The organism is Streptomyces gilvosporeus (genome assembly GCF_002082195.1).
GTDB classification, from domain to species: Bacteria; Actinomycetota; Actinomycetes; order Streptomycetales; family Streptomycetaceae; genus Streptomyces; species Streptomyces gilvosporeus.
In genome coordinates, this window is the sequence record NZ_CP020569.1 from 2,620,732 (window position 1) to 2,644,875 (window position 24,144).

At 71.4% G+C, this 24,144-nt stretch carries 24 protein-coding genes; 5 read left to right on the plus strand and 19 right to left on the minus strand.

Going from position 1 to position 24,144, the window contains the following annotated elements:
• Positions 1–63 precede the first annotated feature (63 nt).
• Both B1H19_RS11510 and B1H19_RS11515 read right to left on the minus strand, forming a co-directional pair.
• The gene (locus B1H19_RS11510) at positions 64–1,515 is read right to left on the minus strand and encodes an alkaline phosphatase PhoX (protein WP_083104528.1); all 1,452 of its coding nucleotides are present in this window, start codon (positions 1,513–1,515) and stop codon (positions 64–66) included.
• 204 nt (positions 1,516–1,719) lie between these two features.
• A complete protein-coding gene (locus B1H19_RS11515; protein ID WP_083104529.1) occupies positions 1,720–3,201 on the minus strand; it encodes a hypothetical protein in 1,482 nt (493 codons plus the stop codon).
• Between the two features lie 220 nt (positions 3,202–3,421).
• On the opposite strand from B1H19_RS11515, the gene B1H19_RS11520 reads away from it, so the two are divergent.
• Positions 3,422–5,260 (plus strand): endonuclease/exonuclease/phosphatase family protein, encoded by a 1,839-nt coding sequence (locus B1H19_RS11520; RefSeq protein WP_083104530.1) that lies wholly within the window; start codon positions 3,422–3,424, stop codon positions 5,258–5,260.
• 74 nt (positions 5,261–5,334) lie between these two features.
• Here B1H19_RS11520 and B1H19_RS11525 read toward each other — a convergent pair whose 3' ends face one another.
• The 14 genes from B1H19_RS11525 to B1H19_RS11590 form a co-directional block, all read right to left on the minus strand.
• Positions 5,335–6,123 (minus strand): EI24 domain-containing protein, encoded by a 789-nt coding sequence (locus B1H19_RS11525; RefSeq protein ID WP_083104531.1) that lies wholly within the window; start codon positions 6,121–6,123, stop codon positions 5,335–5,337.
• Between the two features lie 10 nt (positions 6,124–6,133).
• Entirely contained in the window at positions 6,134–6,733 is a 600-nt protein-coding gene (locus tag B1H19_RS11530) for a hypothetical protein (RefSeq protein ID WP_159028041.1), read from the minus strand.
• Positions 6,730–6,912: a hypothetical protein gene (locus B1H19_RS11535; protein WP_083104533.1), complete on the minus strand. Its 183-nt coding sequence runs from the start codon at positions 6,910–6,912 to the stop codon at positions 6,730–6,732. Before B1H19_RS11535 ends, B1H19_RS11530 begins: the two co-directional genes overlap by 4 nt.
• A gap of 231 nt (positions 6,913–7,143) precedes the next feature.
• Positions 7,144–8,148 carry a 2,3,4,5-tetrahydropyridine-2,6-dicarboxylate N-succinyltransferase gene (dapD, locus tag B1H19_RS11540; RefSeq protein WP_083104534.1) on the minus strand — a complete coding sequence of 335 codons (1,005 nt, stop codon included), beginning with the start codon at positions 8,146–8,148 and terminating at the stop codon, positions 7,144–7,146.
• A 159-nt stretch (positions 8,149–8,307) separates the two neighbouring features.
• Positions 8,308–8,850, minus strand: coding sequence for a TetR/AcrR family transcriptional regulator (locus B1H19_RS11545; RefSeq protein ID WP_083104535.1), 543 nt, complete (start codon positions 8,848–8,850; stop codon positions 8,308–8,310).
• Positions 8,850–9,170 carry a DMT family transporter gene (locus B1H19_RS11550; protein ID WP_083109552.1) on the minus strand — a complete coding sequence of 107 codons (321 nt, stop codon included), beginning with the start codon at positions 9,168–9,170 and terminating at the stop codon, positions 8,850–8,852. The genes B1H19_RS11545 and B1H19_RS11550 overlap by 1 nt, the downstream gene beginning before the upstream one ends.
• 132 nt (positions 9,171–9,302) lie before the next feature.
• A complete protein-coding gene (locus tag B1H19_RS11555) occupies positions 9,303–9,632 on the minus strand; it encodes a metal-sulfur cluster assembly factor (protein ID WP_030069228.1) in 330 nt (109 codons plus the stop codon).
• Positions 9,629–10,087, minus strand: coding sequence for a Fe-S cluster assembly sulfur transfer protein SufU (sufU, locus tag B1H19_RS11560; protein WP_030069227.1), 459 nt, complete (start codon positions 10,085–10,087; stop codon positions 9,629–9,631). The genes B1H19_RS11555 and sufU overlap by 4 nt, the downstream gene beginning before the upstream one ends.
• A 36-nt stretch (positions 10,088–10,123) precedes the next feature.
• A complete protein-coding gene (locus tag B1H19_RS11565; protein WP_083104536.1) occupies positions 10,124–11,380 on the minus strand; it encodes a cysteine desulfurase in 1,257 nt (418 codons plus the stop codon).
• Positions 11,377–12,141, minus strand: a complete 765-nt coding sequence (gene sufC, locus B1H19_RS11570) for a Fe-S cluster assembly ATPase SufC (RefSeq protein ID WP_083104537.1) — start codon at positions 12,139–12,141, stop codon at positions 11,377–11,379. The genes B1H19_RS11565 and sufC overlap by 4 nt, the downstream gene beginning before the upstream one ends.
• A 7-nt stretch (positions 12,142–12,148) precedes the next feature.
• A complete protein-coding gene (locus B1H19_RS11575) occupies positions 12,149–12,466 on the minus strand; it encodes a non-heme iron oxygenase ferredoxin subunit (protein WP_083104538.1) in 318 nt (105 codons plus the stop codon).
• Entirely contained in the window at positions 12,463–13,647 is a 1,185-nt protein-coding gene (gene sufD, locus B1H19_RS11580; protein ID WP_083104539.1) for a Fe-S cluster assembly protein SufD, read from the minus strand. Before sufD ends, B1H19_RS11575 begins: the two co-directional genes overlap by 4 nt.
• An 87-nt stretch (positions 13,648–13,734) precedes the next feature.
• Positions 13,735–15,156 carry a Fe-S cluster assembly protein SufB gene (sufB, locus tag B1H19_RS11585; RefSeq protein ID WP_083104540.1) on the minus strand — a complete coding sequence of 474 codons (1,422 nt, stop codon included), beginning with the start codon at positions 15,154–15,156 and terminating at the stop codon, positions 13,735–13,737.
• Positions 15,153–16,013 (minus strand): helix-turn-helix transcriptional regulator, encoded by an 861-nt coding sequence (locus tag B1H19_RS11590; RefSeq protein WP_083104541.1) that lies wholly within the window; start codon positions 16,011–16,013, stop codon positions 15,153–15,155. Before B1H19_RS11590 ends, sufB begins: the two co-directional genes overlap by 4 nt.
• 177 nt (positions 16,014–16,190) lie before the next feature.
• Here B1H19_RS11590 and B1H19_RS11595 point away from each other — a divergent pair, with 177 nt between their 5' ends.
• From B1H19_RS11595 to B1H19_RS11605, 3 genes are all read left to right on the plus strand, one after another.
• Positions 16,191–17,117 (plus strand): ABC transporter ATP-binding protein, encoded by a 927-nt coding sequence (locus B1H19_RS11595; RefSeq protein ID WP_083104542.1) that lies wholly within the window; start codon positions 16,191–16,193, stop codon positions 17,115–17,117.
• Complete coding sequence (locus B1H19_RS11600) at positions 17,114–17,908, plus strand: ABC transporter permease (RefSeq protein WP_083104543.1); 795 nt, start codon at positions 17,114–17,116, stop codon at positions 17,906–17,908. Before B1H19_RS11595 ends, B1H19_RS11600 begins: the two co-directional genes overlap by 4 nt.
• An 85-nt stretch (positions 17,909–17,993) precedes the next feature.
• Positions 17,994–18,983 (plus strand): COX15/CtaA family protein, encoded by a 990-nt coding sequence (locus tag B1H19_RS11605; protein WP_083109553.1) that lies wholly within the window; start codon positions 17,994–17,996, stop codon positions 18,981–18,983.
• Here B1H19_RS11605 and B1H19_RS11610 read toward each other — a convergent pair.
• The 3 genes from B1H19_RS11610 to B1H19_RS11620 all read right to left on the minus strand — a co-directional run bounded on the left by B1H19_RS11610 (position 18,956) and on the right by B1H19_RS11620 (position 21,453).
• A complete protein-coding gene (locus B1H19_RS11610; RefSeq protein ID WP_083104544.1) occupies positions 18,956–20,020 on the minus strand; it encodes an amidohydrolase in 1,065 nt (354 codons plus the stop codon). The genes B1H19_RS11605 and B1H19_RS11610 overlap by 28 nt on opposite strands.
• 134 nt (positions 20,021–20,154) lie before the next feature.
• Entirely contained in the window at positions 20,155–20,538 is a 384-nt protein-coding gene (locus B1H19_RS11615) for a hypothetical protein (protein WP_083104545.1), read from the minus strand.
• A 57-nt stretch (positions 20,539–20,595) separates the two neighbouring features.
• On the minus strand, positions 20,596–21,453 hold the full coding sequence (locus B1H19_RS11620) for a heme o synthase (protein ID WP_237289805.1): 858 nt from the start codon (positions 21,451–21,453) through the stop codon (positions 20,596–20,598).
• A 576-nt stretch (positions 21,454–22,029) separates the two neighbouring features.
• Here B1H19_RS11620 and tkt point away from each other — a divergent pair.
• Complete coding sequence (gene tkt, locus B1H19_RS11625) at positions 22,030–24,126, plus strand: transketolase (RefSeq protein ID WP_083104546.1); 2,097 nt, start codon at positions 22,030–22,032, stop codon at positions 24,124–24,126.
• Positions 24,127–24,144: the final 18 nt, after the last annotated feature.

A 24,144-nucleotide genomic window follows, 5' to 3' on the forward strand; every position in this document is an offset into this window, starting at 1 on the left:
CGCGGGGTGCGGGGGCACCGGCCCGCCGGTCGTCGGCGGGCCCCCCGGCGGCGCCCGCCGCCGCTACCGCCCGGAGCCGACCCGCTGCCACGGACCCGTGATCGCCAGCATGATCCCCGGCTCCTGGATGTTGGCGAACAGCGTCCGCCCGTCGGGCGAGAACACCGGCCCGGTGAACTCGCTGAACTCCGGCTCGTCCGCGGTGCCGATGTTGAGCTCGTTGCGGGCGAGGGGATAGGTCCGCCCGTCCTCCGTCGCCCCGAGAAGGTGCTGGAGGCCCTCGCCGTCCTCGGCGATGATCAGGCCGCCGTACGGGGAGACGCTGATGTTGTCCGGGCCGTCGAACGCGCCGTCCCGGTCCGGGTCGGGGTTGACGCCGAAGCGGATCTTCAGCGTCAGCGTCCGCCGCCGCGGGTCGTAGAACCACACCTGCCCGTCGTGCCGGCCCGGGCTCTCCTCGCGGGCGTAGGACGACACCACATACGCGCCGCCGTCCGCCCACCACATGCCCTCCAGCTTGCGGGCGCGGGTGACCTCCCCCGCCGCGAACTGCTTGCGGACCGAGACCGTCCGGGCGTCGCGGTCGGGCACCTCGATCCAGTCGACGCCGTAGACCGTGCCGACCTTGGTGGCGCGCGAGAGATCGTCGACGTACCGGCCGCCGGAGTCGAAGCACTGGGGGGCCGCGAGCACGCCCGCGTCCTCGGCCAGGGTGCGCAGTCGGCCGCGGCCGTGCTCGAAGCCCTTGGGCGGAGTCCAGCGGTAGAGCAGGCCGTTGGGGCCCGCGGCGTCCTCGGTCAGATAGAGATGGCCGCGCTTCGGGTCGACGACCACGGCCTCGTGGGGGTAGCGGCCCAGCGCCTTGACGGGCTTCGGGTCACGGCCGGCCGCCCGGTCGTGGGGATCGACCTCGAAGACATAGCCGTGGTCCTCGGTCATGCCGTGGTCGCCGGCCTTGTCCTCGTTCTCCTCGCAGGTCAGCCAGGTGCCCCAAGGAGTCGTACCGCCCGCGCAGTTGGTGGACGTCCCCGCGATGCCGACCCATTCGCCGACCGGCGTACCGTCCTTGGCGACCTCCACGACCGTGCAGCCGCCGGCCGCCGCCGGGTCGTAGACCAGGCCTTCGGCGAGCGGCACCGGGTGCGGCCAGTCGGCGCGCGGGCCCTTGAGCTCGTGGTTGTTGACGAGCAGCGTGGTGCCGCGGGGGCCGGCGAAGGTGCCGGTGCCGTCGTGGTTCGAGGGAGTGGACTCGCCGCTCTCCAGCGTGGTCACCCCGGTGCGGGTGATGATCCGGTACGAGAATCCGGCGGGCAGCGCGAGGATGCCGTCCGGGTCCGGCAGGAGCGGGCCGTAGCCGAGGGCGGTGCCGTCCGCCGCGTCGTCGGGGTCCGCCTGCGGGAGCTCCGCGCCGAGCGCGCCGGGCGCGGTGGCCAGGACGCCGACGCTGCCGGCCAGCGCCACCGAGGCGCCGGTGAGGGCGGAGCGCCTGGCGAAGTGTCTCCGGGTGAGCGGCATTGTCATCTCCTGGACGGCCGGTGGCTTCCCCTGTGTTCTGCGCCGCACACTGTCGTGCTCTGTCGAACTCCAGTTGAACGCCGTCCTACGGCCAGGAAGCGGTTGGCCGCCCGCGCCCCGCGGCACACACCACGGCGGGCGGCCGCACCGGCCGCCCGCCGTACACCGGGAACACCCCGTCCGGGGGCTCAGACCGCCCGGGGCTCAGGCCGTCCGGCGCGAGCGTGCCTTGAACGCGGCCTTACGGGCATCCTTGGCGGCCTTCTTGTCCGGGTGCAGCCGCCCCATCGCCTCCAGGACGTCCGCGGTCGCCGGGTGGTCCACCCGCCAGGCGGCCTCGAAGAACCCGCTGTGCTGTTCGGTCAGGCCCGCCACCAGATCGCGCAGCTCGGCCGCCGCCTCGTCGTCCGCGCTCTCCAGCTGCGCGGCGATGGTGTCCACCGTCAACCAGAAGATCATGTCCTGGGTCGGCTCGGGGATGCCGGGCAGCGCCCGTTCGGCGAGCCAGACCCGGGCCAGACCGCCCAGCTGCCGGTCGTCGAGCACCTCGCGCAGCGCGGTCTCGGCCTCCGGCGCGACCAGGGAGAGGGTCTGCTGGGCGGCGAGCCGGCGGCCGGGGGCGCGGTCGTCGTCGCCGCGGGCGGCCGCCAGCAGATCGCGGGCCGCCTCCAGCGGGCTGCGGGCGGCGAGCCACAGCTCGGACTCGGACTGGGCGAGCGCCTCGGGGTACTCGGGCAGCGCGTCCAGCAGGACGTCGGCGCCCTTGTCGCTGAGGTCGCCGACGGCCGGGGCGTCCACCCCCGCGTCCAGCATCCGGGCGCGCACCGCATACACGCCGAGCGGGGTCAGGCGGACCATGCCGTAACGGGAGACGTCCTCGTCGGTGAGCGGCTCGGCCGCGGTCACCGTCTCGCCCTGCTCGTCCAGCTCCTCGATCAGCGCCTCGTCGACCGGCCGGTAGGCCACCAGCCCGATCGGCTCCAGCACCCGGAACTGGTCGTCCAGCCGCATCATCGCCTCGGAGACCTCTTCGAGGACGTCATCGGTGGGCTCGTCCATATCGTCCGGGACGATCATGGACGCGGCCAGGGCGGGCAGCGGAACGGCCTGGTCGGGGCTCTCGGCGAGGGCGGTGAGCAGATAGAGGTTGCCGAGGATGCCGTCGAGCAGCTCGGCCTCCTCCTCCGGGTTCCAGTCGATCGCGTCCAGGTCCAGCTCGCCGCCCTCGGCGATCTGGTCGGCGATATCGGCGAGGTCGGGGGCGGCCGCGTCGGCGAGCACCGTTTCCATGCCCTCCAGCCAGATGTCGAGGATGTCGTGCGGGCTGCCGGAGGTGAGCAGGCCCAGCTCCTCGCCGGGGCGGGCGGTGCCCGCCGCCGCGTCGGCGGCGGCGTCCTCCTCGCCGGGGTGCTCCGTGATCTCCACCAGCCCGGTGTCCACCGCCAGCTGCCATGCCTCGGCGGTGTGGGCCGGGCCGTCCTCGTCGTCCGCCAGTCCCAGGAGAACGGTGGCCTCGCCCAGCGCCTCCGGAAGGATCTCGCCGCCGGCACCGACGGGCACGCCCCGCTCGGCCCAGCGGGCGAGCTTGGCGGCGCGGGCCATCAGCGGGGCGCCGAGCGCCTCCCGGGCCAGCTCCGCTTCGGAGTGCAGCCGCACCGGCGGCAGGGTGGGGCGGTCTGCGGACATGAACGGTCAGCTCCTCGGGGACGACGTGCGGGTGCGCCGCCCCAGCGTAGACGGAATTCGCCGCATCTCGGGCGGTTCACCCTCCCGTAGGCCGCCGGACACCCGGAAAACCTTGACAACTCCCTTGTGCAGAACGGAGATTGACGCGCGTAGCACAGCGCCGTCCCGCACGCTCGCACGCACTGTTGCTCCATCCCCCACACTCCCTCGGAGGCACAGCATGCCATCTGGTCGTTCGCTCCGCAGGCCCGCCGCCATCGGCGCGGTGGCCGCGGCCGCCCTCGCCGGCGGCCTGGTCACGGCCACCCAGTCCGCCACCGCGGCCGGCACCCGGATCCACGACATCCAGGGCACCACCCGCATATCCCCGCTCGCCGGCCAGCAGGTCAGCGACGTACCGGGCACGGTCACCGCGGTCCGCTCCTTCGGCTCGGCGCGGGGCTTCTGGCTACAGGACCCGCATCCGGACTCCAACGACGCCACCAGCGAGGCCGTCTTCGTCTACACCGGCAAACAGACGCCGAAGGTCGAGGTCGGCAACGCGCTCACCGTCAGCGGCACGGTCAGCGAGTACTACCCCGGCGGCAAGAACGCCGGCCTCCAGTCCGTCACCGAGATCACCGGCGCCACCTGGAAGGTCACCGCCGCCAAGGCCCCGCTGCCGGCTCCGTTCAAGCTCAACGCGTCCTCGATACCGGGCACTTACGCTCCCGACGCGCGCGGCAAGAGCATCGAATCCCTCACCCTGCGGCCCGACAAGTACGCCCTGGACCGCTACGAGTCCCTGGAGGGCATGCGGGTCGCGGTCGTCAACCCCCGCGTCGTCGGCCCCACCAACCCCCATAACGAGCTGTGGATCACCGCCGATCCGGACCATGACCGCACCGCCCGCGGCGGGATGCTCTACGGCTCGTACGCGGACCCCAACGGCGCCCGGGTCAAGGTCCAGTCGCTGATCCCCTTCTCCCAGCACCCGTTCCCCCAAGCCGATGTCGGCGACCAACTGGCCGGCACCACCGCCGGGCCGCTGGACTACGACAACTTCGGCGGCTACACCGTCCAGGCCACCACGCTGGGGTCGCTGACCGGCCACGGCCCGGCCCCGGAGACCACCCGCAAGCAGAAGTCCGACGAACTGGCCGTGGCCACGTACAACGTCGAGAACCTCTCCCCCGCGACCCCGCAGGCCAAGTTCGACCGGCTGGCGAAGGCGCTGGTGAAGAACCTGTCCGCGCCGGATGTGGTCGCACTGGAGGAGGTCCAGGACGACAGCGGCCCGAAGGACGACGGCACGGTCACCGCCGGGACCACGCTGAAGAAGCTCACCGACGCGATCAAGGCGGCGGGCGGTCCGGCGTACGAGGCGCGGCAGATCGACCCGGTCAACGACCAGGACGGCGGGCAGCCCGGCGGCAACATCCGGGTCGCGTTCCTCTTCAACCCCCAGCGGGTCGGGTTCACCGACATCAAGGGCGGCAACGCCACCACGCCGGTGAAGGTCGTCTCCGACCACGGCAAGGCCACGCTGTCCGCGTCCCCGGGCCGTATCGCGCCCACCGACCCGGCGTGGAAGACCAGCCGCAAGCCGCTGGTCGGGCAGTTCTCGCTCAAGAGCCGTCCGGGCAGCCGGGTGTTCGTGGTCGCCAACCACTTCGACTCCAAGGGCGGCGACCAGGGCCTCGACAGCCGCTTCCAGCCGCCGGCCCGCAGCTCCGAGGTCCAGCGCACCGCGCAGGCGAAGCTGGTCAACGGCTTCGTCAAGGATCTGCTGGGCAAGGACCCCAAGGCCGAGGTGGTCGTCGTCGGCGACCTCAACGACTACCAGTTCTCCCCCGCCCTGAAGGACCTCACCGACGGCGGGGTGCTCACCGACCAGGTGAACCGGCTGCCCCGGGCCGAGCGCTACGGCTACGTCTACCAGGGCAACTCCCAGGTCCTGGACCACATGCTCACCAGCAAGGCGCTCGCCGGGCCGGACTACGACATCGTCCACATCAACTCCGAGTACGCCGACCAGGCCAGCGACCACGATCCGCAGGTGCTGCGCATCCGGCCGTAGGCTCCGTCGCCCACCCGTCACGGCATGACGCGGCCACCGCCCCCTAGGGTGCGGCGGCCGCGTCGCTGCCCGGGTCAGTACCCCGGCTGCGGCGCCTGGGCCCGCATCTCCTCGGGCTCCTGCTCGTCGGCCGGCAGGAGGTCCCGCACCAGCAGCGTCGCACCCGCGACCGCGCCCGGCATCAGCACCACCGCCACGAACGGGATCAGGAACAGCAGCACCACCGGGGTGCCGAAGCCGACGGCGAGGGCCTTGCGGCCGCGCAGCAGCCGCAGCCGCTCGCGGACCGGGATGTCCCGGCGCTGCATCGCCACCGACGTGAGCTCGACGGCGAGGAAGAAGCCGTTGACGCAGAAGCCGACGACCGGGATCACCGTCTGCCCGAGGAACGGCACGAAGCCCAGCGCGAACAGCAGGATCCCGAACCCGGCCGCCCGCAGCAGCACATGCACGCTGTCGCACAGTGCGATCCAGATCTCCCGCCACAGCGGCCGGTCCGCCCCCTCGGGACAGCCGCCCTCGTCCTTCTCCACCTGCTCGGACAGCGACTCGTAGAAGGGGTCGCCGATCACCAGCGTGACGGCGGTGAAGGTCAGTACGGACAGCAGCAGCGCGCCCGCGAACAGCAGCGCGACGAAGAGCCCGCGCAGCAGCCCCTGCCAGGGCGCGCCCCAGCCGTCGGCGAACGGCGTCGCCCAGGCGGCGATATCGCCGGAGAACAGGGCGAGCACGGTGAGCACCGCCCCGTAGAGCACCAGGGCGATCAGCGCGGGAATCAGCCCGAACCCCCACCACCGGCCGTGCCGGGCGACCCAGCGCTGCCCCTTGCCCAAGTACCGTATCCCCGCTGCCAGATCACGCATACGGCCAAGCCTATCGGCGCGCGCCGCGGCCTCCGCCCACTGCCTCCGGGCCGGGACGGGCCGGTCCGGTGTCGCGGTGGCCGGGCAGCACCCGCAGCCGGCCGCCGCCGATCCGCACGAAGTCCTCGAAGCTCACCTGGCCGTGCCCGGCCGCGCAGTCGCCGCAGCGGCCGGACATCCCCCGCCAGCCGGTCCGTCCCCAGCCGGCGTCCACGAAGACCTCCGGCGGCCGCCCGCAGCCGCACGGCGCGATCCGCGCCACCCGCACCCGCTGGCGGGCATGGCGCATCCCGCGTTCGAAGCGGATGTAGGGGCCGAGCACCGCGATCTCCAGGATCGCCGCCCGGCGGTGGGTACCGGAGCGGGCCAGGGCGAACGCCTGGGCGAAGGTGTGCAGACAGGAGAAGCCGCAGTCGCAGCGCAGCGCCGGAGCGCGGTGCCGCCGCCCGTACTGGCAGCGCGCCTCGTCGACCACCCCGTAGGGCTGGGCCCCGCCGGTGGTGATCCCGGCGAACCCGATCCGGCCGCAGTCCTCCGCCAGCACCGGATGGGCGAGCTGGTATCCCCGGGGCGGTTCGGCGGGGCGTTCCCGCGGCAGGCGCCGCATCATCGGCCGACCAGCGCCCCGACGAACGGCCGCGCCGCCTGCCCGGCACAGGCCACCGCCACCTCGTCCAGCGGCACGACGGCCGCCCAGGCCCCGGCCCCCCACTCCTCGGCCAGCACCTCGCCGGCCTCTGGTCCCACTTCCTCCGCGACGCCGACAGCGAGCGGTTTGCCCAGCCTCATGGAGCCTCCCGGCACGGTCCGTAGTACACCGTTCCCGCCATGGTGGACCAGCCCCGGCCCCGCCGACAGCAGCGCACTGCGGCCCCGGGCCCCGCGCCGGGTGCATACGCTGCCCTGCGCCCGCGCACGGCCCGGACACCATCCCCCACAGGTCACCCACCGGCCCCGTCCGCCGCAGGGCGACGGCCCGGCGGAATGCCCGCCGGGCCGTTCGACGCCGTACCGGTGGCGTCAGTTGTGGCTGTGCAGGATCTCGTTGAGACCGCCCCAGGCCGCCTTGTTCGGGCGGGCCTCGACGGTGCCGGTGGTGGAGTTGCGGCGGAAGAGGATGTTGTCGCCGCCCGAGAGCTCCAGCGCTTTGACGATCTGTCCGTCCGGCATGGTGACCCGGGTGCCCGCGGTCAGGTACAGACCGGCTTCCACGACGCATTCGTCGCCCAGCGCGATACCGATACCGGACTCGGCGCCCAGCAGACAGCGTTCGCCGATCGAGATGATCTGCTTGCCGCCGCCGGAGAGGGTGCCCATGGTCGAGGCGCCGCCGCCGATGTCGGTGCCGTCGCCGATGACGACGCCCGCGCTGATCCGGCCCTCGACCATGGAGGTGCCCAGCGTCCCGGCGTTGAAGTTGACGAAGCCCTCGTGCATGACGGTGGTGCCGGCCGCCAGGTGGGCGCCCAGCCGCACCCGGTCGGCGTCGCCGATGCGCACGCCGGCGGGGGCGACATAGTCGGTCATCCGCGGGAACTTGTCGACGCTGGTGACCATCAGGTGGAGCCCCTCGGCGCGGGCGTTGAGGCGCGCCGTCTCCAGCCGGTCGACGGGCACCGGGCCCAGCGAGGTCCAGGCGACGTTCGCCAGCAGGCCGAAGATGCCCTCCAGGTTCTGGCCGTGCGGCTTGACCAGGCGGTGGCTGAGCAGGTGGAGGCGGAGGTAGGCGTCGTGGGCGTCCAGCGGCTTGTCGTCCAGCGAGGAGATGACCGTGCGGACGGCCACGACCTCCACCTCACGGACCGGGTCGGGGCCGATCGCCTTGAGCACGGCGTCGCCGAGCAGCTCGGCGGCGCGGTCGTCCTCCAGCCGCTCGGTACCGGCCGGGCCGGGGCTGTCGGCGGTGGCCGGCACCAGCTGGGGGGCCGGGTACCAGGTGTCGAGGACGGTGCCGTCGGAGGCGAGGGTGGCGAGGCCGGCGGCAACGGCGCCGGTGGTACGGGGAGAGGAAGCAGCATCGGTCATGCTCGAAACCTAACCGGACGGCCCCCGCCGAGGCGAACCGGTCTCAGCGACCGGTCCGCGGCCGTGCGGTCGCACAACCGGGTTCGTAGGGGAGCACGAACCGGATCGCCGCTTCGCAGGGCCGTACGGGCCGGTTTGCCGTCCCGTCCGGCGCCGGGCTCAGGCCAGCACACCGGCCAGCCCGGCCCGTACCGCGGCGGGTTCGAAGGGCTGCCCGGTGAGCAGATGCTGGAGCAGCACCCCGTCCAGGAACGCCACCACGGCCCGCGCGGTGCGGTCGTCGCCGATCCGGCGGCCGAGCAGCCGCACCATCTCGTCCAGGCATTCCGCGGCGATCGGCCGCACCGCCTCGCGCCGCAGCGCGGTCAGATACAGCTCGTACTCCAGCTCCACCCGCGACCGGTCCCCGGCCAGCGTCTCCCCGACCAGCTCGGCCACCTGCTCCGCGAGCGGCACCGCGGGGTCGATCCGCTCCACCCAGCGCGCGAAGTCCGCCAGGCACACCCCGTTGACCTGCCGCAGCGCGGCGACCAGCAGATCGTCCAGGCTCGCGAAGTGGTACGTCGTCGACCCCAGCGGCACCTGGGCCGCGGCGGCCACGGCGCGGTGGCTGAGCCCCGCGATCCCCCGCTCGCCGACCACCGCGATCGCCGCATCGATGATCCGCTGCCGTCTTTCCGGGTCGTAGCGCCGCCGTCCCATCAGTGCGCCCCGCCCATGTTCAGCACCACGACCCCGGCGATCACCAGCAGCACTCCCAGGATCCTCAGCGGGCTGGCGCTCTCCCCCAGGAACACGATCCCGATCGCGGCGATGACGGCCGTCCCGGTCCCCGCCCAGATGGCGTACGCGGTGCCCACGCTCATGGTCTTCAACGTCTGCGCCAGCAGCGCAAAGGCCAGCAGATAGCCGACCGTGGTGCCCACCGACGGCCACAGCCTGGTGAAACCGTCGCTGTATTTCATCGAGGTGGTCGCGAGGATCTCGGACACTATCGCCCCTGCCAGCGTCAGATAGCCCATGCGTACGAGCGTACACAACGTTGTGTACGACCGTACACAACGCCTGGCAGGCTCCGTGAAACGGCGAAACGGCCGCGCCCGCCGGGAGGTCCCGGTGAACGCGGCCGTATCGGCGCGGCGGAGGCGGTCGCCTCAGACGTTGAAGCCCAGCGCGCGCAGCTGCTCACGGCCGTCGTCGGTGATCTTGTCCGGGCCCCACGGGGGCATCCAGACCCAGTTGATCTTCAGCTCGTTGACGATGCCGTCGGTGGCCGACTTCGCCTGGTCCTCGATGACGTCGGTCAGCGGGCAGGCCGCGGACGTCAGCGTCATGTCGATGGTGGCGATGTTGGCGTCGTCGATGTGGATGCCGTAGATCAGGCCGAGGTTGACGACATCGATGCCCAGCTCGGGGTCGACGACGTCGTAGAGGGCCTCACGGACCTCTTCCTCCGAGGCCGGCTTGGTGGTCGTTTCGGTCATGCGGTCTTCGCCTCCTCGGAGAGGGCCTTGGCCGTGGCGTCCTTCCAGGCCATCCAACTGAGCAGGGCGCACTTCACGCGCGCCGGGTACTTGGAGACGCCGGCGAAGGCCACGGCGTCCTCCAGCACCTCCTCCATGGCGTCATCCGGCTCCATCTGGCCCTTGGACTGCATCAGCTCCAGGAAGGTCTCCTGGATCTTCTGCGCCTCGCCGAGCTGCTTGCCGACGAGCAGGTCGTTGAGGACGGACGCGCTGGCCTGGCTGATGGAGCAGCCCTGACCCTCGTACGACACGTCCTCGATCGTCGCGCCGTCCAGGCGGACGCGCAGCGTGATCTCGTCGCCGCAGGTCGGGTTGACATGGTGCACCTCGGCGTCGCCGTCCCGAAGACCGCGCCCGTGGGGGTGCTTGTAGTGGTCCAGGATGACGTCCTGGTACATGGAATCCAGCTTCACGGCTTTGTCAGTCCTCGCCTCATCCGCTGTGCTTGATTAACCGAAAAAGTTGCGGACGTGCTCCAGGCCCTCGACCAAGGCGTCGACCTCGGCGGGGGTGGAGTACAGATAGAACGACGCTCGCGTGGTCGCAGGAATTCCGTAGCGCAGGCAGACCGGACGCGCGCAGTGGTGACCCACCCGGACCGCGATGCCCTGCTCGTCCAGCACCTGGCCGACGTCGTGCGGGTGGATGTCGCCGAGGGTGAAGGAGATCGTCGCCCCGCGGTCCTCGGCCGTGCTGGGGCCGACGATGCGCAGGTCGGGGACCTCCAGCAGCCGCTTGACGGCGTACTCGGTGATCGCGTGCTCATGCGCGGCGATCTTGTCCATACCGATCGCGGTGAGGTAGTCCACGGCCGCGCCGAGGCCGACGGCCTGGGCGATCGGGGGCGTACCGGCCTCGAACTTGTGCGGGGCGGGGGCGTAGGTCGAGGAGTGCATGGACACCGTCTCGATCATTTCGCCGCCGCCGAGGAACGGCGGAAGGTCCTCCAGCAGCTCCTGGCGGCCCCACAGGACGCCGATGCCGGTCGGGCCGCACATCTTATGGCCGGTGAAGGCGACGAAGTCGGCCTGGAGCGCCTGGACGTCCAGCACCATGTGCGGGGCGGCCTGGGAGGCGTCGATGCAGACCAGCGCGCCGACCTCCTGGGCCCGCCGGACGATCGTCTCTACCGGGTTGATGGTGCCCATGATGTTGGAGACCAGCGTGAAGGAGACAATCTTCGTCTGCTCCGTGATGATCTCGTCGATGTTGGACAGGTCGAGGCGGCCGTCGTCGGTGATGCCGAACCACTTCAGCTTCGCGCCGGTGCGCTGCGCGAGCAGCTGCCACGGGACGATGTTGGAGTGGTGCTCCATCTCCGTGATGACGATCTCGGTCTCGCGGTCCACGCGGTAGGGCTCGTCGGCCCAACCGAGCATGTTGGCCACGAGGTTGAGCGACTCCGAGGCGTTCTTGGTGAAGATCACCTCGTCGCGGCTCGGCGCGTTGATGAAGGTCGCGACCTTGTCACGGGCGCCTTCGTACAGCGCCGTGGCCTCCTCGGCGAGCACGTGCACGCCGCGGTGGACGTTGGCGTTATGCCGTTCGTAGTAGGCGTTCAGGGCGTCCAGGACCTGGCGCGGCTTCTGCGAAGTCGCCGCGTTGTCCAGGTAGACGACCTTCTTCCCGTCGTGGATCTGGCGGTCCAGAAGGGGGAAGTCCTTACGGATCGCCTCGGTGTCGAGGAGGCCCGGCAGCTGTGTCACGCGGTTGCGCCACCCTTCGTGTATGCCTCGTAGCCCTCGGCCTCGAGCTTGTCGGCGAGCTCGGCGCCGCCGGACTCGGCGATCCGGCCGTCGGCGAAGACGTGGACGTGGTCGGGCTTGATGTAGCGCAGGATGCGCGTGTAGTGGGTGATCAGCAGGGTGCCGACCTGACCGGTCTCGCGGACGCGGTTGACGCCCTCGGAGACGATGCGCAGCGCGTCGACGTCGAGGCCGGAGTCGGTCTCGTCGAGGATCGCGATGGCGGGCTTGAGCAGCTCCAGCTGGAGGATCTCGTGGCGCTTCTTCTCACCGCCGGAGAAGCCCTCGTTGACGTTGCGCTCGGCGAAGGCGGGGTCCATGTGCAGGCGCTCCATGGCCTCCTTGACCTCCTTGACCCACAGCCGCAGCTTGGGGGCCTCGCCGCGGATGGCGGTCGCGGAGGTGCGCAGGAAGTTGGAGACGGAGACGCCGGGGACCTCGACCGGGTACTGCATGGCGAGGAAGACGCCGGCGCGGGCGCGCTCGTCGACGGACATCTCCAGGACGTCCTCGCCGTCGAGGGTGACGGTGCCGCCGGTGATCGTGTACTTGGGGTGACCCGCGAGGGAGTAGGCGAGGGTCGACTTGCCGGAGCCGTTGGGGCCCATGATGGCGTGCGTCTCGCCCTGCTTCACGGTCAGGTCGACGCCCTTCAGGATCTCGCGCTGGCCGTTCTCGGCCTCGACGGAGACGTGCAGGTCGTGGATCTCAAGCGTTGCCATGGGTGACTCAGGACTCCTGGGTGACGGAGACGAGCACGTCGTCCCCTTCGATCTTTACGGGGTATACGGGGACGGGGCGCGTCGCGGGAAGGCCGCTGGGCTTGCCGGTGCGCAGGTCGAAGCTCGAACCGTGCAGCCAGCATTCGATCGAGCAGTCCTCGACCTCGCCCTCCGAGAGGGAGACATTGGCGTGCGAGCAGATGTCGTTGATGGCGAACACCTCGCCCTCCGTGCGGACGAGGGAGACGGGGGTGCCGTCGATCTCGACCCGCTTGGGGGTGTCCTCCTCCAGCTCGCTGAGCGCCGCTGCGCGTACGTAGCTCATACCGCGGACGCTTCCAGCTCGGCCTCGATCTTGCTCATCAGGCGCTCTTCGACGTCCGGGAGGCCGATCTGCTGGACCAGCTCGGCGAAGAAGCCGCGCACGACCAGCCGACGGGCCTCGTCGGCCGGGATGCCGCGGGCCATCAGGTAGAAGAGCTGCTCGTCGTCGAAGCGGCCGGTGGCCGAGGCATGGCCGGCGCCGACGATCTCGCCGGTCTCGATCTCCAGGTTGGGCACCGAGTCGACCCGCGCGCCGTCGGTCAGGACGAGGTTGCGGTTGAGCTCGTAGGTGTCCGTACCGGTGGCCGAGGCCCGGATGAGGACGTCGCCAATCCAGACGGCGTGGGCGTCCTCGCCCTGGAGCGCGCCCTTGTAGACGACGTTGGAGCGGCAGTTGGCCGCCTCGTGGTCGACGAAGAGGCGGTGCTCGTGGTGCTGGCCCTGCTCGGTGAAGTACAGGCCGTAGAACTCGGCCTCACCGCCCGGGCCCGAGTACGTCACGCGCGGGTGGAGGCGGACGAGGTCGCCGCCGAAGGTGACGACGACGGACTTGAAGGTGGCGTCCCGGCCGACCAGGGCGTTGTGCTGCCCGGTGTGGACGGCGGTCTCGTCCCAGTCCTGGACGGAGACGACGGTCAGCTTGGCGCCGTCGCCGAGGAGGAAGTCGACGTTGGCGGCGAGCACCGCGTCACCGGTGTGGTCGATGACGACGACCGCTTCGGCGAAGGCACCGAGCTCGATGACCTGGTGGCCGAAGGCGGTGCCGCCCTCGCCGTGCACGGCGATGCGGATCGGCTCGGTCAGCACGGTCTCCTTGGGGACCGTGACGACCGACGCCTTCTCGAAGGTGCTGTACGCCTGCGCGGCGACGCGGTCGACCGGCTTGCCGGCCTTGCCGACGCGGGGGTCGGCGCGGTCGACCAGCTCGTGGGTGACGCCCTCGGGCGCGGAGATGTCGATCTTCAGGTCGGGACCGCCGGCCGCGGCGCTGCCGTCGTGCAGCCCCTTCAGGCGCGCGAGCGGCGTGAAGCGCCACTCCTCCTCGCGGCCGTGCGGCACCGGGAAGTCCGCCACGTCGTAGGACGGCGGGGCGCTCATCCTGGTGGCGACGGTGGACTCCGCGGCCACCGCAATGGAGCCGGTGGTCGTGGAACCCGAGGGGATGTTCTGAGCCTCAGCCATGGCTGTCGTGATGCTCGCTTTCTGGTTGCGGTCCGCGGCCTGCCCGCAGGACGGCCGCCGCGTCGGTCGTTGAGTGTGCCGTGGCCGTCAGCCGACCGCGCCTTCCATCTGCAGCTCGATCAGCCGGTTCAGCTCCAGGGCGTACTCCATCGGCAGCTCACGGGCGATCGGCTCGACGAAGCCGCGCACGATCATGGCCATGGCCTCGAACTCCGTCAGGCCGCGGGCCATCAGGTAGAAGAGCTGGTCCTCGCTGACCTTGGAGACCGTCGCCTCGTGGCCCATGGAGACGTCGTCCTCGCGGACGTCGACGTAGGGGTAGGTGTCCGAGCGGGAGATGGTGTCCACCAGCAGGGCGTCGCACAGCACGTTGGACTTGGAGCCCGCGGCGCCCTCGCCGATCTCGACCAGACCGCGGTAGGAGGTGCGGCCGCCGCCTCGCGCCACCGACTTGGAGACGATGTTGGAGGAGGTGTTCGGCGCCATGTGGACCATCTTGGAGCCGGCGTCCTGGTGCTGGCCCTCGCCCGCGAAGGCGATCGAGAGGGTCTCGCCCTTGGCGTGCTCGCCCATCAGGTAGACGGCCGGGTACTTCATCGTCACCTTGGAGCCGAGGTTGCCGTCGACCCACTCCATGGTCGCGCCCTCGTAGGCGACGGCGCGCTTGGTGACCAGGTTGTAGACGTTGTTCGACCAGTTCTGGATGGTCGTGTAGCGGCAGCGGCCGCCCTTCTTGACGATGATCTCGACCACCGCGGAGTGCAGCGAGTCCGACTTGTAGATCGGCGCGGTGCAGCCCTCGACGTAGTGGACGTAGGCGTCCTCGTCGACGATGATCAGCGTCCGCTCGAACTGGCCCATGTTCTCGGTGTTGATCCGGAAGTAGGCCTGGAGCGGGATGTCGACGTGGACACCCTTGGGGACGTAGATGAACGAGCCGCCGGACCACACCGCGGTGTTCAGCGACGCGAACTTGTTGTCACCGACCGGGATGACCGTGCCGAAGTACTCCTGGAAGAGCTCCGGGTGCTCCTTGAGCGCGGTGTCGGTGTCCAGGAAGATGACGCCCTGCTCCTCCAGGTCCTCGCGGATCTGGTGGTAGACGACCTCCGACTCGTACTGGGCGGCGACGCCGGCGACCAGGCGCTGCTTCTCCGCCTCGGGGATGCCCAGCTTGTCGTAGGTGTTCTTGATGTCCTCGGGCAGCTCCTCCCAGGAGGCGGCCTGCTGCTCGGTGGAGCGGACGAAGTACTTGATGTTGTCGAAGTCGATGCCCGACAGGTCCGAGCCCCACTGCGGCATGGGCTTCTTGTCGAACAGCTTCAGGCCCTTGAGGCGGAGCTTGAGCATCCACTCCGGCTCGTTCTTCTTCGCCGAGATGTCCCGGACGACGTCCTCGGAGAGGCCGCGCTTCGCCGAAGCGCCGGCCACGTCGGAGTCGGCCCAGCCGTATTCGTAGTTGCCCAGACCCTCGAGCTCAGGGTGAGCAGTCTCCGTGGGGAGCGTCATGCGGGGTTCCTCCCGGCCGTGCGTGCAGATGCTGTGGTGGTCTGTGTGGTGCGCCCACCGGTGGGGTGAGCCGCCTTGCCGGCACCGGCCTTCGGGACGAAGGTCGTGCACACCCCGTCGCCGTGGGCGATGGTGGCAAGGCGCTGTACGTGGGTCCCGAGCAATCGGGAGAAGACTTCGGTCTCCGCCTCGCACAGCTGCGGGTACTGCTCGGCCACATGGGCGACCGGGCAGTGGTGCTGGCAGAGCTGTTCACCGAGCTGGGGGTTGGGGGCGCTGCGCGCCGTAGCAGCGTACCCGTCCGCGGTCAACGCCTCCGCCAGGGCCTCGGTACGGCCCTCGGGGCCGGCGGCCTCGACCGCCGCGCGGTAGCCCTGGGCCTGGGCCGCGAACCGGGCGCGGGCGAACGCGGCGACCGCCGCCTCGCCCATCGCCCCGCCGCCCGCGCTCTGCGCGATCCAGCGCAGCGCGTCGGTGGCGAGCTGGTCGTAGGCCTGGTCGAAGGCGTCCCGGCCGCAGTCGGTCAGCGCGAAGGACTTGGCGGGGCGGCCGCGGCCGCGCGCACCGTAGATCCGCTTCTCGCGGGGCTCGACGACGCCCTCGGCGACCAGCGCATCCAGATGGCGGCGCACCGCCGCCTGGGTGAGCTCCAGGCGCAACGCCAGCTCGGCCGCGGTGGACGGACCGTGGTCGAGAATGGAACGGGCGACGCGATTGCGGGTCCCCTGACCCTCGTCGTGCACCGACGGGGCGGGCGGGGACGCCTTCGGCTGCGCCGTGCGCCCGTGCGCGGAGTCAGCCGGCCCGGCGGTCGGCTCGACCGCGGGCGCTACCCGATCCTCGCTCGGCTTTTTCACAACGCCATTGTTGCGTAATTCCTCAGAGCGATTCAACCCATGTCCGGATCACGGACTGGTGGCCTCTATCACTAAGGGTCACCTAATTCCAGCGCCCTCGACGGATTCCAGCCCCTCGGTGGCCGAAGCCGAGCCCCGCCCGTCCCCCGTCCGGCCGCGCTCCGTAAACTGCCCGCCATGCGTACCGAGCCTGCCGTCGAGGTCGTCGGCCTGGTCAAGCGATACGGGACCAAGACCGCCGTGGACGGGCTCGACCTGACCGTCGCGCGCGGCACGGTGACCGCCGTGCTCGGCCCCAACGGCGCCGGCAAGACCACCACCGTGGAGACCTGCGAGGGCTATCTGCACCCGGACGGGGGCACCGTCCGCGTCCTGGGCCTGGACCCCGTCTCCGACGCCGCGGCGCTGCGCCCCCGGATCGGCGTGATGCTCCAGTCGGGCGGCGTCTACGCGGGCGCCCGGGCCGAGGAGATGCTGCGGCACACCGCCACCCTGCACGCCCATCCCCTCGATACCGGCCTGCTGATCGAGCGCCTGGGCCTGGGCGGCTGCGGCCGTACGCCCTACCGGCGGCTCTCGGGCGGCCAGCAGCAGCGGCTCGCGCTGGCCATGGCCGTCGTCGGCCGCCCCGAGCTGGTCTTCCTCGACGAGCCCACCGCCGGCCTGGACCCGCAGGCCCGGCGCGCCACCTGGGACCTCGTACGGGAACTGCGCTCCGACGGCGTCGGCATCGTGCTGACCACGCACTTCATGGACGAGGCCGAGCAGCTGGCCGACGATGTCGCGATCATCGACGGCGGCCGGGTCATCGCCCAGGGCAGCCCCGAGGAGCTGTGCCGCGGCGGGGCGGAGAACAGCCTGCGCTTCACCGGCCGCCCGGGGCTGGACCTCGCCTCCCTCCTCAAGGCGCTGCCCCAGGACAGCACCGCGACCGAGCCGGCGCCGGGCACCTACCGCGTCACCGGCACCGTCGGCCCGCAGCTCCTGGCCACCGTCGCCTCCTGGTGCGCGCAGAACGGCGTGATGCCCGATGCGATAGCCGTCGAGCGGCACACCCTGGAGGACGTCTTCTTGGAGCTCACCGGTAAGGAGCTGCGCGTATGACCGCCATCGAGGCCGACCCCGCGGCCGCCACCGGGACGTTCGCCCCGCGCCCCGGTGCCGCCCCGCTGCCCCGGATGATCCGCGCGCAGGCGGCGCTGGAAACCAGGATGCTGCTGCGCAACGGCGAGCAGCTGCTGCTGACCGTCGTCATTCCGACCCTGCTGCTGGTGCTGTTCTCCGCCGTCGACATCGTCGACACCGGCTCGGGACCGGCCGTCGACTTCCTGGCGCCCGGCATCCTCGCGCTCGCCGTGCTGTCCACCGCCTTCACCGGCCAGGCCATCGCCACCGGCTTCGAGCGGCGCTACGGCGTCCTCAAGCGGCTGGCCGTCTCGCCGCTGCCGCGCTGGGGGCTGATGACCGCCAAGACCTGCGCGGTGCTGGTCACCGAGGTCCTCCAGGTGGCCCTGCTGACCGCGGTCGCCCTCGCGCTGGGCTGGTCCCCGCACGGCAACCCCCTCTGGGTGGGGCTGCTGCTCCTCCTGGGCACCGCCGCCTTCTCCGGTCTGGGTCTCCTGATGGCCGGCACTCTCAAGGCGGAGGCCACCCTCGCCGCGGCCAACCTGGTCTTCCTGCTGCTCCTGGTGGGCGGCGGGGTGATCGTCCCGCTGACGAAGTTCCCGGAGGCGGTGCAGACCGTCCTCGGGCTGCTGCCGATCGCGGCCCTGTCGGACGGGCTGCGGGGCGTCCTCCAGCACGGCGCCGGGCTCCCCCTGGCCGACCTGGGCATCCTGGGCGCGTGGGCGGTCCTGGGGCTGGGCGCGGCGGCGGCGTTCTTCCGCTGGGAGTAGGCGAAGTTCTTCCCGTGGGAGGGGATACGTACGCAACCGCCCCCCTCGTGAAAACACGCACAAGCCGCCGCCTACGATGGCACCCGTGCCGAACACGCTGAATCCCCTCGAGCTGATCGCCCGCCGCTGGCAGCCGTCCGCCGCCTTCGTGCGACGGGCCGCGCTGGCCACCGTCGTCATGGCCGTGATCATCGTCGTCACGGGCGGCGCCGTCCGGCTCACCCAGTCCGGACTGGGCTGCTCGACCTGGCCCAAGTGCACCCCGGACAGCCTGACGCCGACCGCGGCGATGGGCATCAACGGCATCATCGAGTTCAGCAACCGCATGCTGACGGACGTGCTGTGCGTGGTCGTCGGCGTGTTCATCATCGCCGCCCGCGCCCGCCACCCGCGGCGCCGCGGGCTGACCCGGCTCGCCTGGGGACAGTTCTGGCTCGTCATGAGCAACGCCGTCATCGGCGGCATCACGGTCCTGTCCGGCCTGAACCCCTACATCGTGGGCGCGCACTTCCTCGCCGCCACGGCCCTCCTCACGGTCGCCGTACTGAGCTGGAAGCGGGCAAGCGAGGGCGACGAGGAACCGCGCGACCTGGTCGCCCGCCCGGTGCGGCAGCTGGCCTGGCTGCTGGTCGCAGCGACCGGCGCGCTCACCGTCATCGGCACCGTCGTCACCGGCGCGGGTCCGCACGCGGGCGATGCGCACAAGGTCCACCGCATTCCGGTGAACTGGCAGGAGATCACCCAGCTGCACGTCGACTTCGTCTACATCGTCGTCGGCCTGACCGCCGCCCTGTGGTTCACCCTGCGCGCCGTCAAGGCCCCGGCGGCGCCCCGCCGGATGGTCGGGGAGCTGTTCGCCTGCCTCGCCCTCCAGGGCGTCATCGGCTACGTCCAGTACTTCATGGGCCTGCCCGAGATCGTCATCGGGTTCCACATGCTGGGCTCGACCCTGGTGTGGATCTGCGCGCTGCGGCTCGCCCTGTCGCTGCGCGACCGCGGCCCGCTCCCGGCGGGCCCCGAGGAGCCCGCCGAGAAGTCCGAGGCGGCTCAGCCGGTCGCCGCCGGAAGCCGGTAGACCCGCCGCGCCGTCCCGGCGCCGATCATCTGCGCGATCCGCCGCCCCTCGCCGGGGCCGCACATCCCCTCCTCGGTCCACTCCCGTACGACCCGCTCCAGGCCCCGTACGAACAGCCGCGCCCCGGTGACGTAGAGCTCCGGCAGCCCGCGCGCCCCCGAGGAGAACAGCAGCTTGCCGAACGGCGCGTGCCCGAGGGTCTCCTCGGGGCGCGGACCGGTGTCGGCGTAGACATGGGCGTGGACGGCGGCGAGCTGGGCCGCGCGGCGGTGGTGCGGCGCGCCGGGCAGCAGGACGACATCCGCCCCGATACCGGCCGTGGCGCGCAAAAAGCCCGCCAGCGGCTGCGGGTCGGGGCAGTGCAGCTGTACGGGCAGCCCGGTGGCCATGGCGCTCCACAGCAGATGGCGGGCGAGGGCGGGCTCGGCGAGCCGCTGTCCGGGGCGGCGGCCGCGCAGCCAGCGGTCGGCGGCACGCCGCACCTCGCCGGCCGGGGGTGCGTGGCCGTCGCAGTAGGCGGCGCCGGAGGCGAAGGCGGTGGCGTGCTGGGCGGCGGCGTAGAGGGCCTCGGCGGTGTAGCCGATGAAGGAGTCGACGCTGCCGGAGGTGTCGGCGACCTGTTCGGCGAGGGCTTCGAGCCGGACGACCTCGTGGGCGCGGGCCTCGGCGGCGGTGGCCAGTTCGGTGGCCGAGGTCAGATCGCTGGGGGTGCCGGCCTCCAGCAGAAAGGTGCCGATACCGGCGCCGCGCAGCAGCATCCGGCCGGCGCGGAAGGCGCCGAGCTCGCGGCGGCGGGCCAGATAGCGGGCGGGCGGGCAGTGCGGTTCGAGGCCGAGCAGCGGGGGGCACCAGCGGCGCAGTGCCAGGCCCGTCCAGCTGTCGAAGTAGCTGGTGCCCGCGGGGGCGGGGCCGTGGGCGCCGGTGGCGGCGGCCAGGTGGGCCTCGAAGGAGCCGAGGCCCAGTTCGCCGTGGACCGCGCCGTGGCTGTGCTGATCGATGAGCGGTGACTGATCCACCGGGGAGGGAAGGCCGTCCATCCGCTCCTCCTACCCAAGAGCCCGCCGGACGCGAACGAGACGTCGCGCCCAGTGGGCTTAACGGGCAAGGGGGTGGTGAGGTAGCGGGCTGTGCTCGCGCGGCGTGCGCTCCGGCGCACGGCAGCCGTACGGCGTCAGGCGCCGGCGTTGGCCGGGCCGCCGAGCTGGAGGCCCGCCATCCGGGTCCACTCGTAGCGGCCGGTACGGACCTTGGCGGCGAGGTCGCCGTCGAAGTCGTCGTGGAGGGTCAGGCCCGCCTGTGCCGCGGCGTCCTTGGCCTGGTCGAAGCTGTCCGCGACGAGGTTTCCCCACTCGCCGTTGGCGCCGACCAGGGCGATCCGGGTGCGGCCGCGGCCGATGTGGGCGAGCTGGCCCTCGGCGCTGCCGCCGTGGGAGGCGGCGAAGGCACGGATCTGCCGGGCCAGCCGGGCCGCCCGCCGGTCCCCGCTCTTGCCGGCCGCCGTCGCCACCGGCTCGGCCGCCTCGTCCGCTTGCTGGGTGTCTGCCATGGACAGCATGCTACCCGCCGGTAATCACCTGAGGAAGGGTTCGGACACGGCCCGGGAACGTGATGCTCAGCGCAGGAACGGGTCCACCGCGACGGCCACGAACAGCAGCGAGACATAGGTGATGGACCAGTGGAACAGCCGCATCTCCTTGAGCTTCGCGCCGGTGACCTCGGCCCTGGCGCGGTTCTGGAGACCGTGCGCCTCCCACAGCCAGAAGCCGCCCGCGAGCAGCGCGACCGCCGTGTAGAACCAGCCGGTGTAGCCGAGCGGCGTCAGCAGCAGCGAGACCCCGACCATCACCCAGCTGTAGAGGACGATCTGCCGCGCGACCACCTTGTTCGAGGCGATGACCGGCAGCATCGGCACGCCCACCCGCGCATAGTCGTCCTTCACCTTCATCGACAGCGGCCAGTAGTGCGGCGGCGTCCAGAAGAACATGACCAGGAAGAGGATGACCGGCGCCCACGACATGGAGTCGGTGACCGACGACCAGCCGATGAGGACGGGCAGGCACCCGGCGATGCCGCCCCACACGATGTTCTGCGACGTCCGCCGCTTGAGGATCATCGTGTAGACGACCACGTAGAAGAGCAGCGCGCCCAGGGACAGCCAGGCCGACAGCCAGTTGACCGCGAAGCCGAACAGCAGGGTGGAGACCACCGCGAGCGAGATGCCGAAGACCAGGCATTCGGTCGGGCTCACCATGCCGGTGACCAGCGGCCGCTGCGACGTGCGCTCCATGAGGGCATCGATGTCGCGGTCGTACCACATGTTCAGCGCGTTCGCGCCGCCCGCGGAGAGGTAACCGCCGATGCAGGTGATCAGCACCAGCTTCAGATCGGGCACGCCCTGCTGGGCGAGGAACATCACCGGAACCGTGGTGATGAGCAGAAGCTCGATGATCCGCGGTTTGGTCAGCGCCACGAACGCCTTGACTCGGGCACCGAACGGCCGTCGGCCCCGGCTGCTGCTCGTCAGCGCTCCCGCTGGACGGGATTCGACGGCCGTCACGCACACCCCTGACAGAGACTCCAGCGAGCCCCCGAAGCAGACCACTTGAATGTGAAGTCCCGGCAACGACTCGCGCGTACCACGCCACTCTAGACGTTGCCCATACCTTGCCCTTCGCGGGGGTGGGGTCGTGTTGGCCCGCCTCTGTCACGGGAGGGGACACCGGAAAAGGGACCTTTCCCCGGACGTTCGCCCGGGGTTCAGGAGGCGAACGGGACCGCCGCCCGTCAGTCTGGTCGTATGGCCCGTGCCCAGGACCGCATCCCGGTCGGGAACACTCGAAGTCCCGACTTGGCTGTGCAGAGCGACGAGTCCTTTCGACACCGCCCGACGACTGAGCGCCGACGCCACCGACTGAGCACAGACTGAGCGCCGAAAACGCCGACTGAGCGTCGAAAAGGCGCACGCACCGGCGGGGGTAGGCTCGGCAGCACCGCCGCCGACATACCGTCCCGGCGTTCGACATGTGGAGAGGAGCCCTGACTCAGGGTGAGCACCAAGCCGACCACAGATTTCGAGTGGACCGATGTGGACCAGCGGGCCGTGGACACCGTCCGCGTCCTGGCCATGGATTCCGTGCAGAAGGTCGGTAACGGCCATCCGGGTACGGCCATGAGCCTGGCTCCCGCCGCCTATGTCCTCTTCCAGAAGATGATGCGGCACGACCCGGCGGACGCGGACTGGACCGGCCGTGACCGGTTCGTCCTCTCCGCGGGCCACTCCAGCCTGACCCTCTACATCCAGCTCTACCTGGCCGGCTACGGCCTGGAGCTGGACGACCTCAAGGCGTTCCGCACCTGGGGCTCGAAGACCCCGGGCCACCCGGAGTACGGCCACACCACCGGCGTGGAGACCACCACCGGCCCGCTGGGCCAGGGCGTCGCCAACGCCGTGGGCATGGCGATGGCGGCCCGCTACGAGCGCGGCCTGTTCGACCCCGAGGCGGCGCCCGGCACCTCGCCGTTCGACCACCACATCTTCGCGATCGCCGGCGACGGCTGCCTCCAGGAGGGCATCTCCGCCGAGGCGTCCTCGATGGCCGGCCACCAGAAGCTCGGCAATCTGATCCTGCTGTGGGACGACAACCACATCTCGATCGAGGGCGACACCGAGACCGCGATCTCCGAGGACACCTGCAAGCGCTACGAGGCGTACGGCTGGCACGTCCAGCGGGTGGAGCCCAAGGAGGACGGCGACCTCGACCCCGAGGCGCTCTTCCGCGCCCTGGAAGCCGCCAAGGCCGAGACCGAGCGTCCGTCCTTCATCGCCATCCGCTCGATCATCGCCTGGCCGGCCCCCAACGCCCAGAACACCGAGGCCGCGCACGGCTCGGCGCTGGGTGCCGAGGAGGTCGCCGCCACCAAGCGGGTGCTGGGCTTCGACCCCGAGCAGGACTTCGAGGTCGCCGAGGCGGTGCTGGCGCACACCCGCGGTGCCCTGGACCGCGGCCGGGACGCCAAGAAGGAGTGGGAGAAGTCCTTCGCCGCCTGGCGCACGGCCAATGCGCAGCGCGCCGCCGACTTCGACCGGATCGCCGCGGGCGAGCTGCCCGAGGGCTGGGAGGAGCACCTCCCGGCGTTCGAGACCGGCAAGGCGCTCGCCACCCGCGCCGCCTCCGGCAAGGTGCTCCAGGCCCTGGGCGCGGTCATCCCCGAGCTGTGGGGCGGCTCGGCCGACCTCGCCGGCTCCAACAACACCACGATCGACAAGACGTCGTCGTTCCTGCCGGCGGGCAACCCGCTGCCGGAGGCCGACCCCTACGGCCGCACGATCCACTTCGGTATCCGCGAGCACTCCATGGCCGCGGAGATGAACGGCATCGCGCTGCACGGCAACACCCGCATCTACGGCGGCACCTTCCTGGTGTTCTCCGACTACATGCGCAACGCCGTCCGGCTGTCCGCGCTGATGCACCTGCCGGTGACGTACGTGTGGACGCACGACTCCGTCGGTCTGGGCGAGGACGGCCCGACCCACCAGCCGGTCGAGCACCTGGCCTCGCTGCGCGCCATCCCGGGCCTGAACATCGTGCGCCCGGCCGACGCCAACGAGACCGCCCTCGCCTGGCGCGAGATCCTTCGGCGCTGGACGAAGAAGTACGGCGTGGGGGCCCCGCACGGCCTCGCGCTCACCCGTCAGGGCGTGCCGACCTACCCCGCCAACGAGGCCACGGCCAAGGGTGGTTACGTCCTGTTCGACGCGGAGACGGACGGCAAGGCCGTCGAGCCGCAGGTCGTCCTGATCGGCACCGGCTCCGAGGTGCAGCTCGCCGTCGAGGCGCGCGAGCAGCTCCAGGCCGCGGGCATCGCGACGCGGGTCGTGTCGATGCCGTCGGTCGAGTGGTTCGAGGAGCAGGACCAGGCCTACCGCGACAGCGTGCTGCCGCCGTCCGTCAGGGCCCGGGTCGCCGTGGAAGCCGGCATCGGCCTGACCTGGCACCGCTACGTCGGGGACGCCGGGCGCATCGTCTCGCTGGAGCACTTCGGTGCCTCGGCCGACGGCAAGGTCCTCTTCCGCGAGTTCGGCTTCACCGCCGACGCGGTCGCGGCCGCCGCCCGGGAATCGCTGGAAGCCGCCGCGCGCTGACGCCCGTATACGACAAGT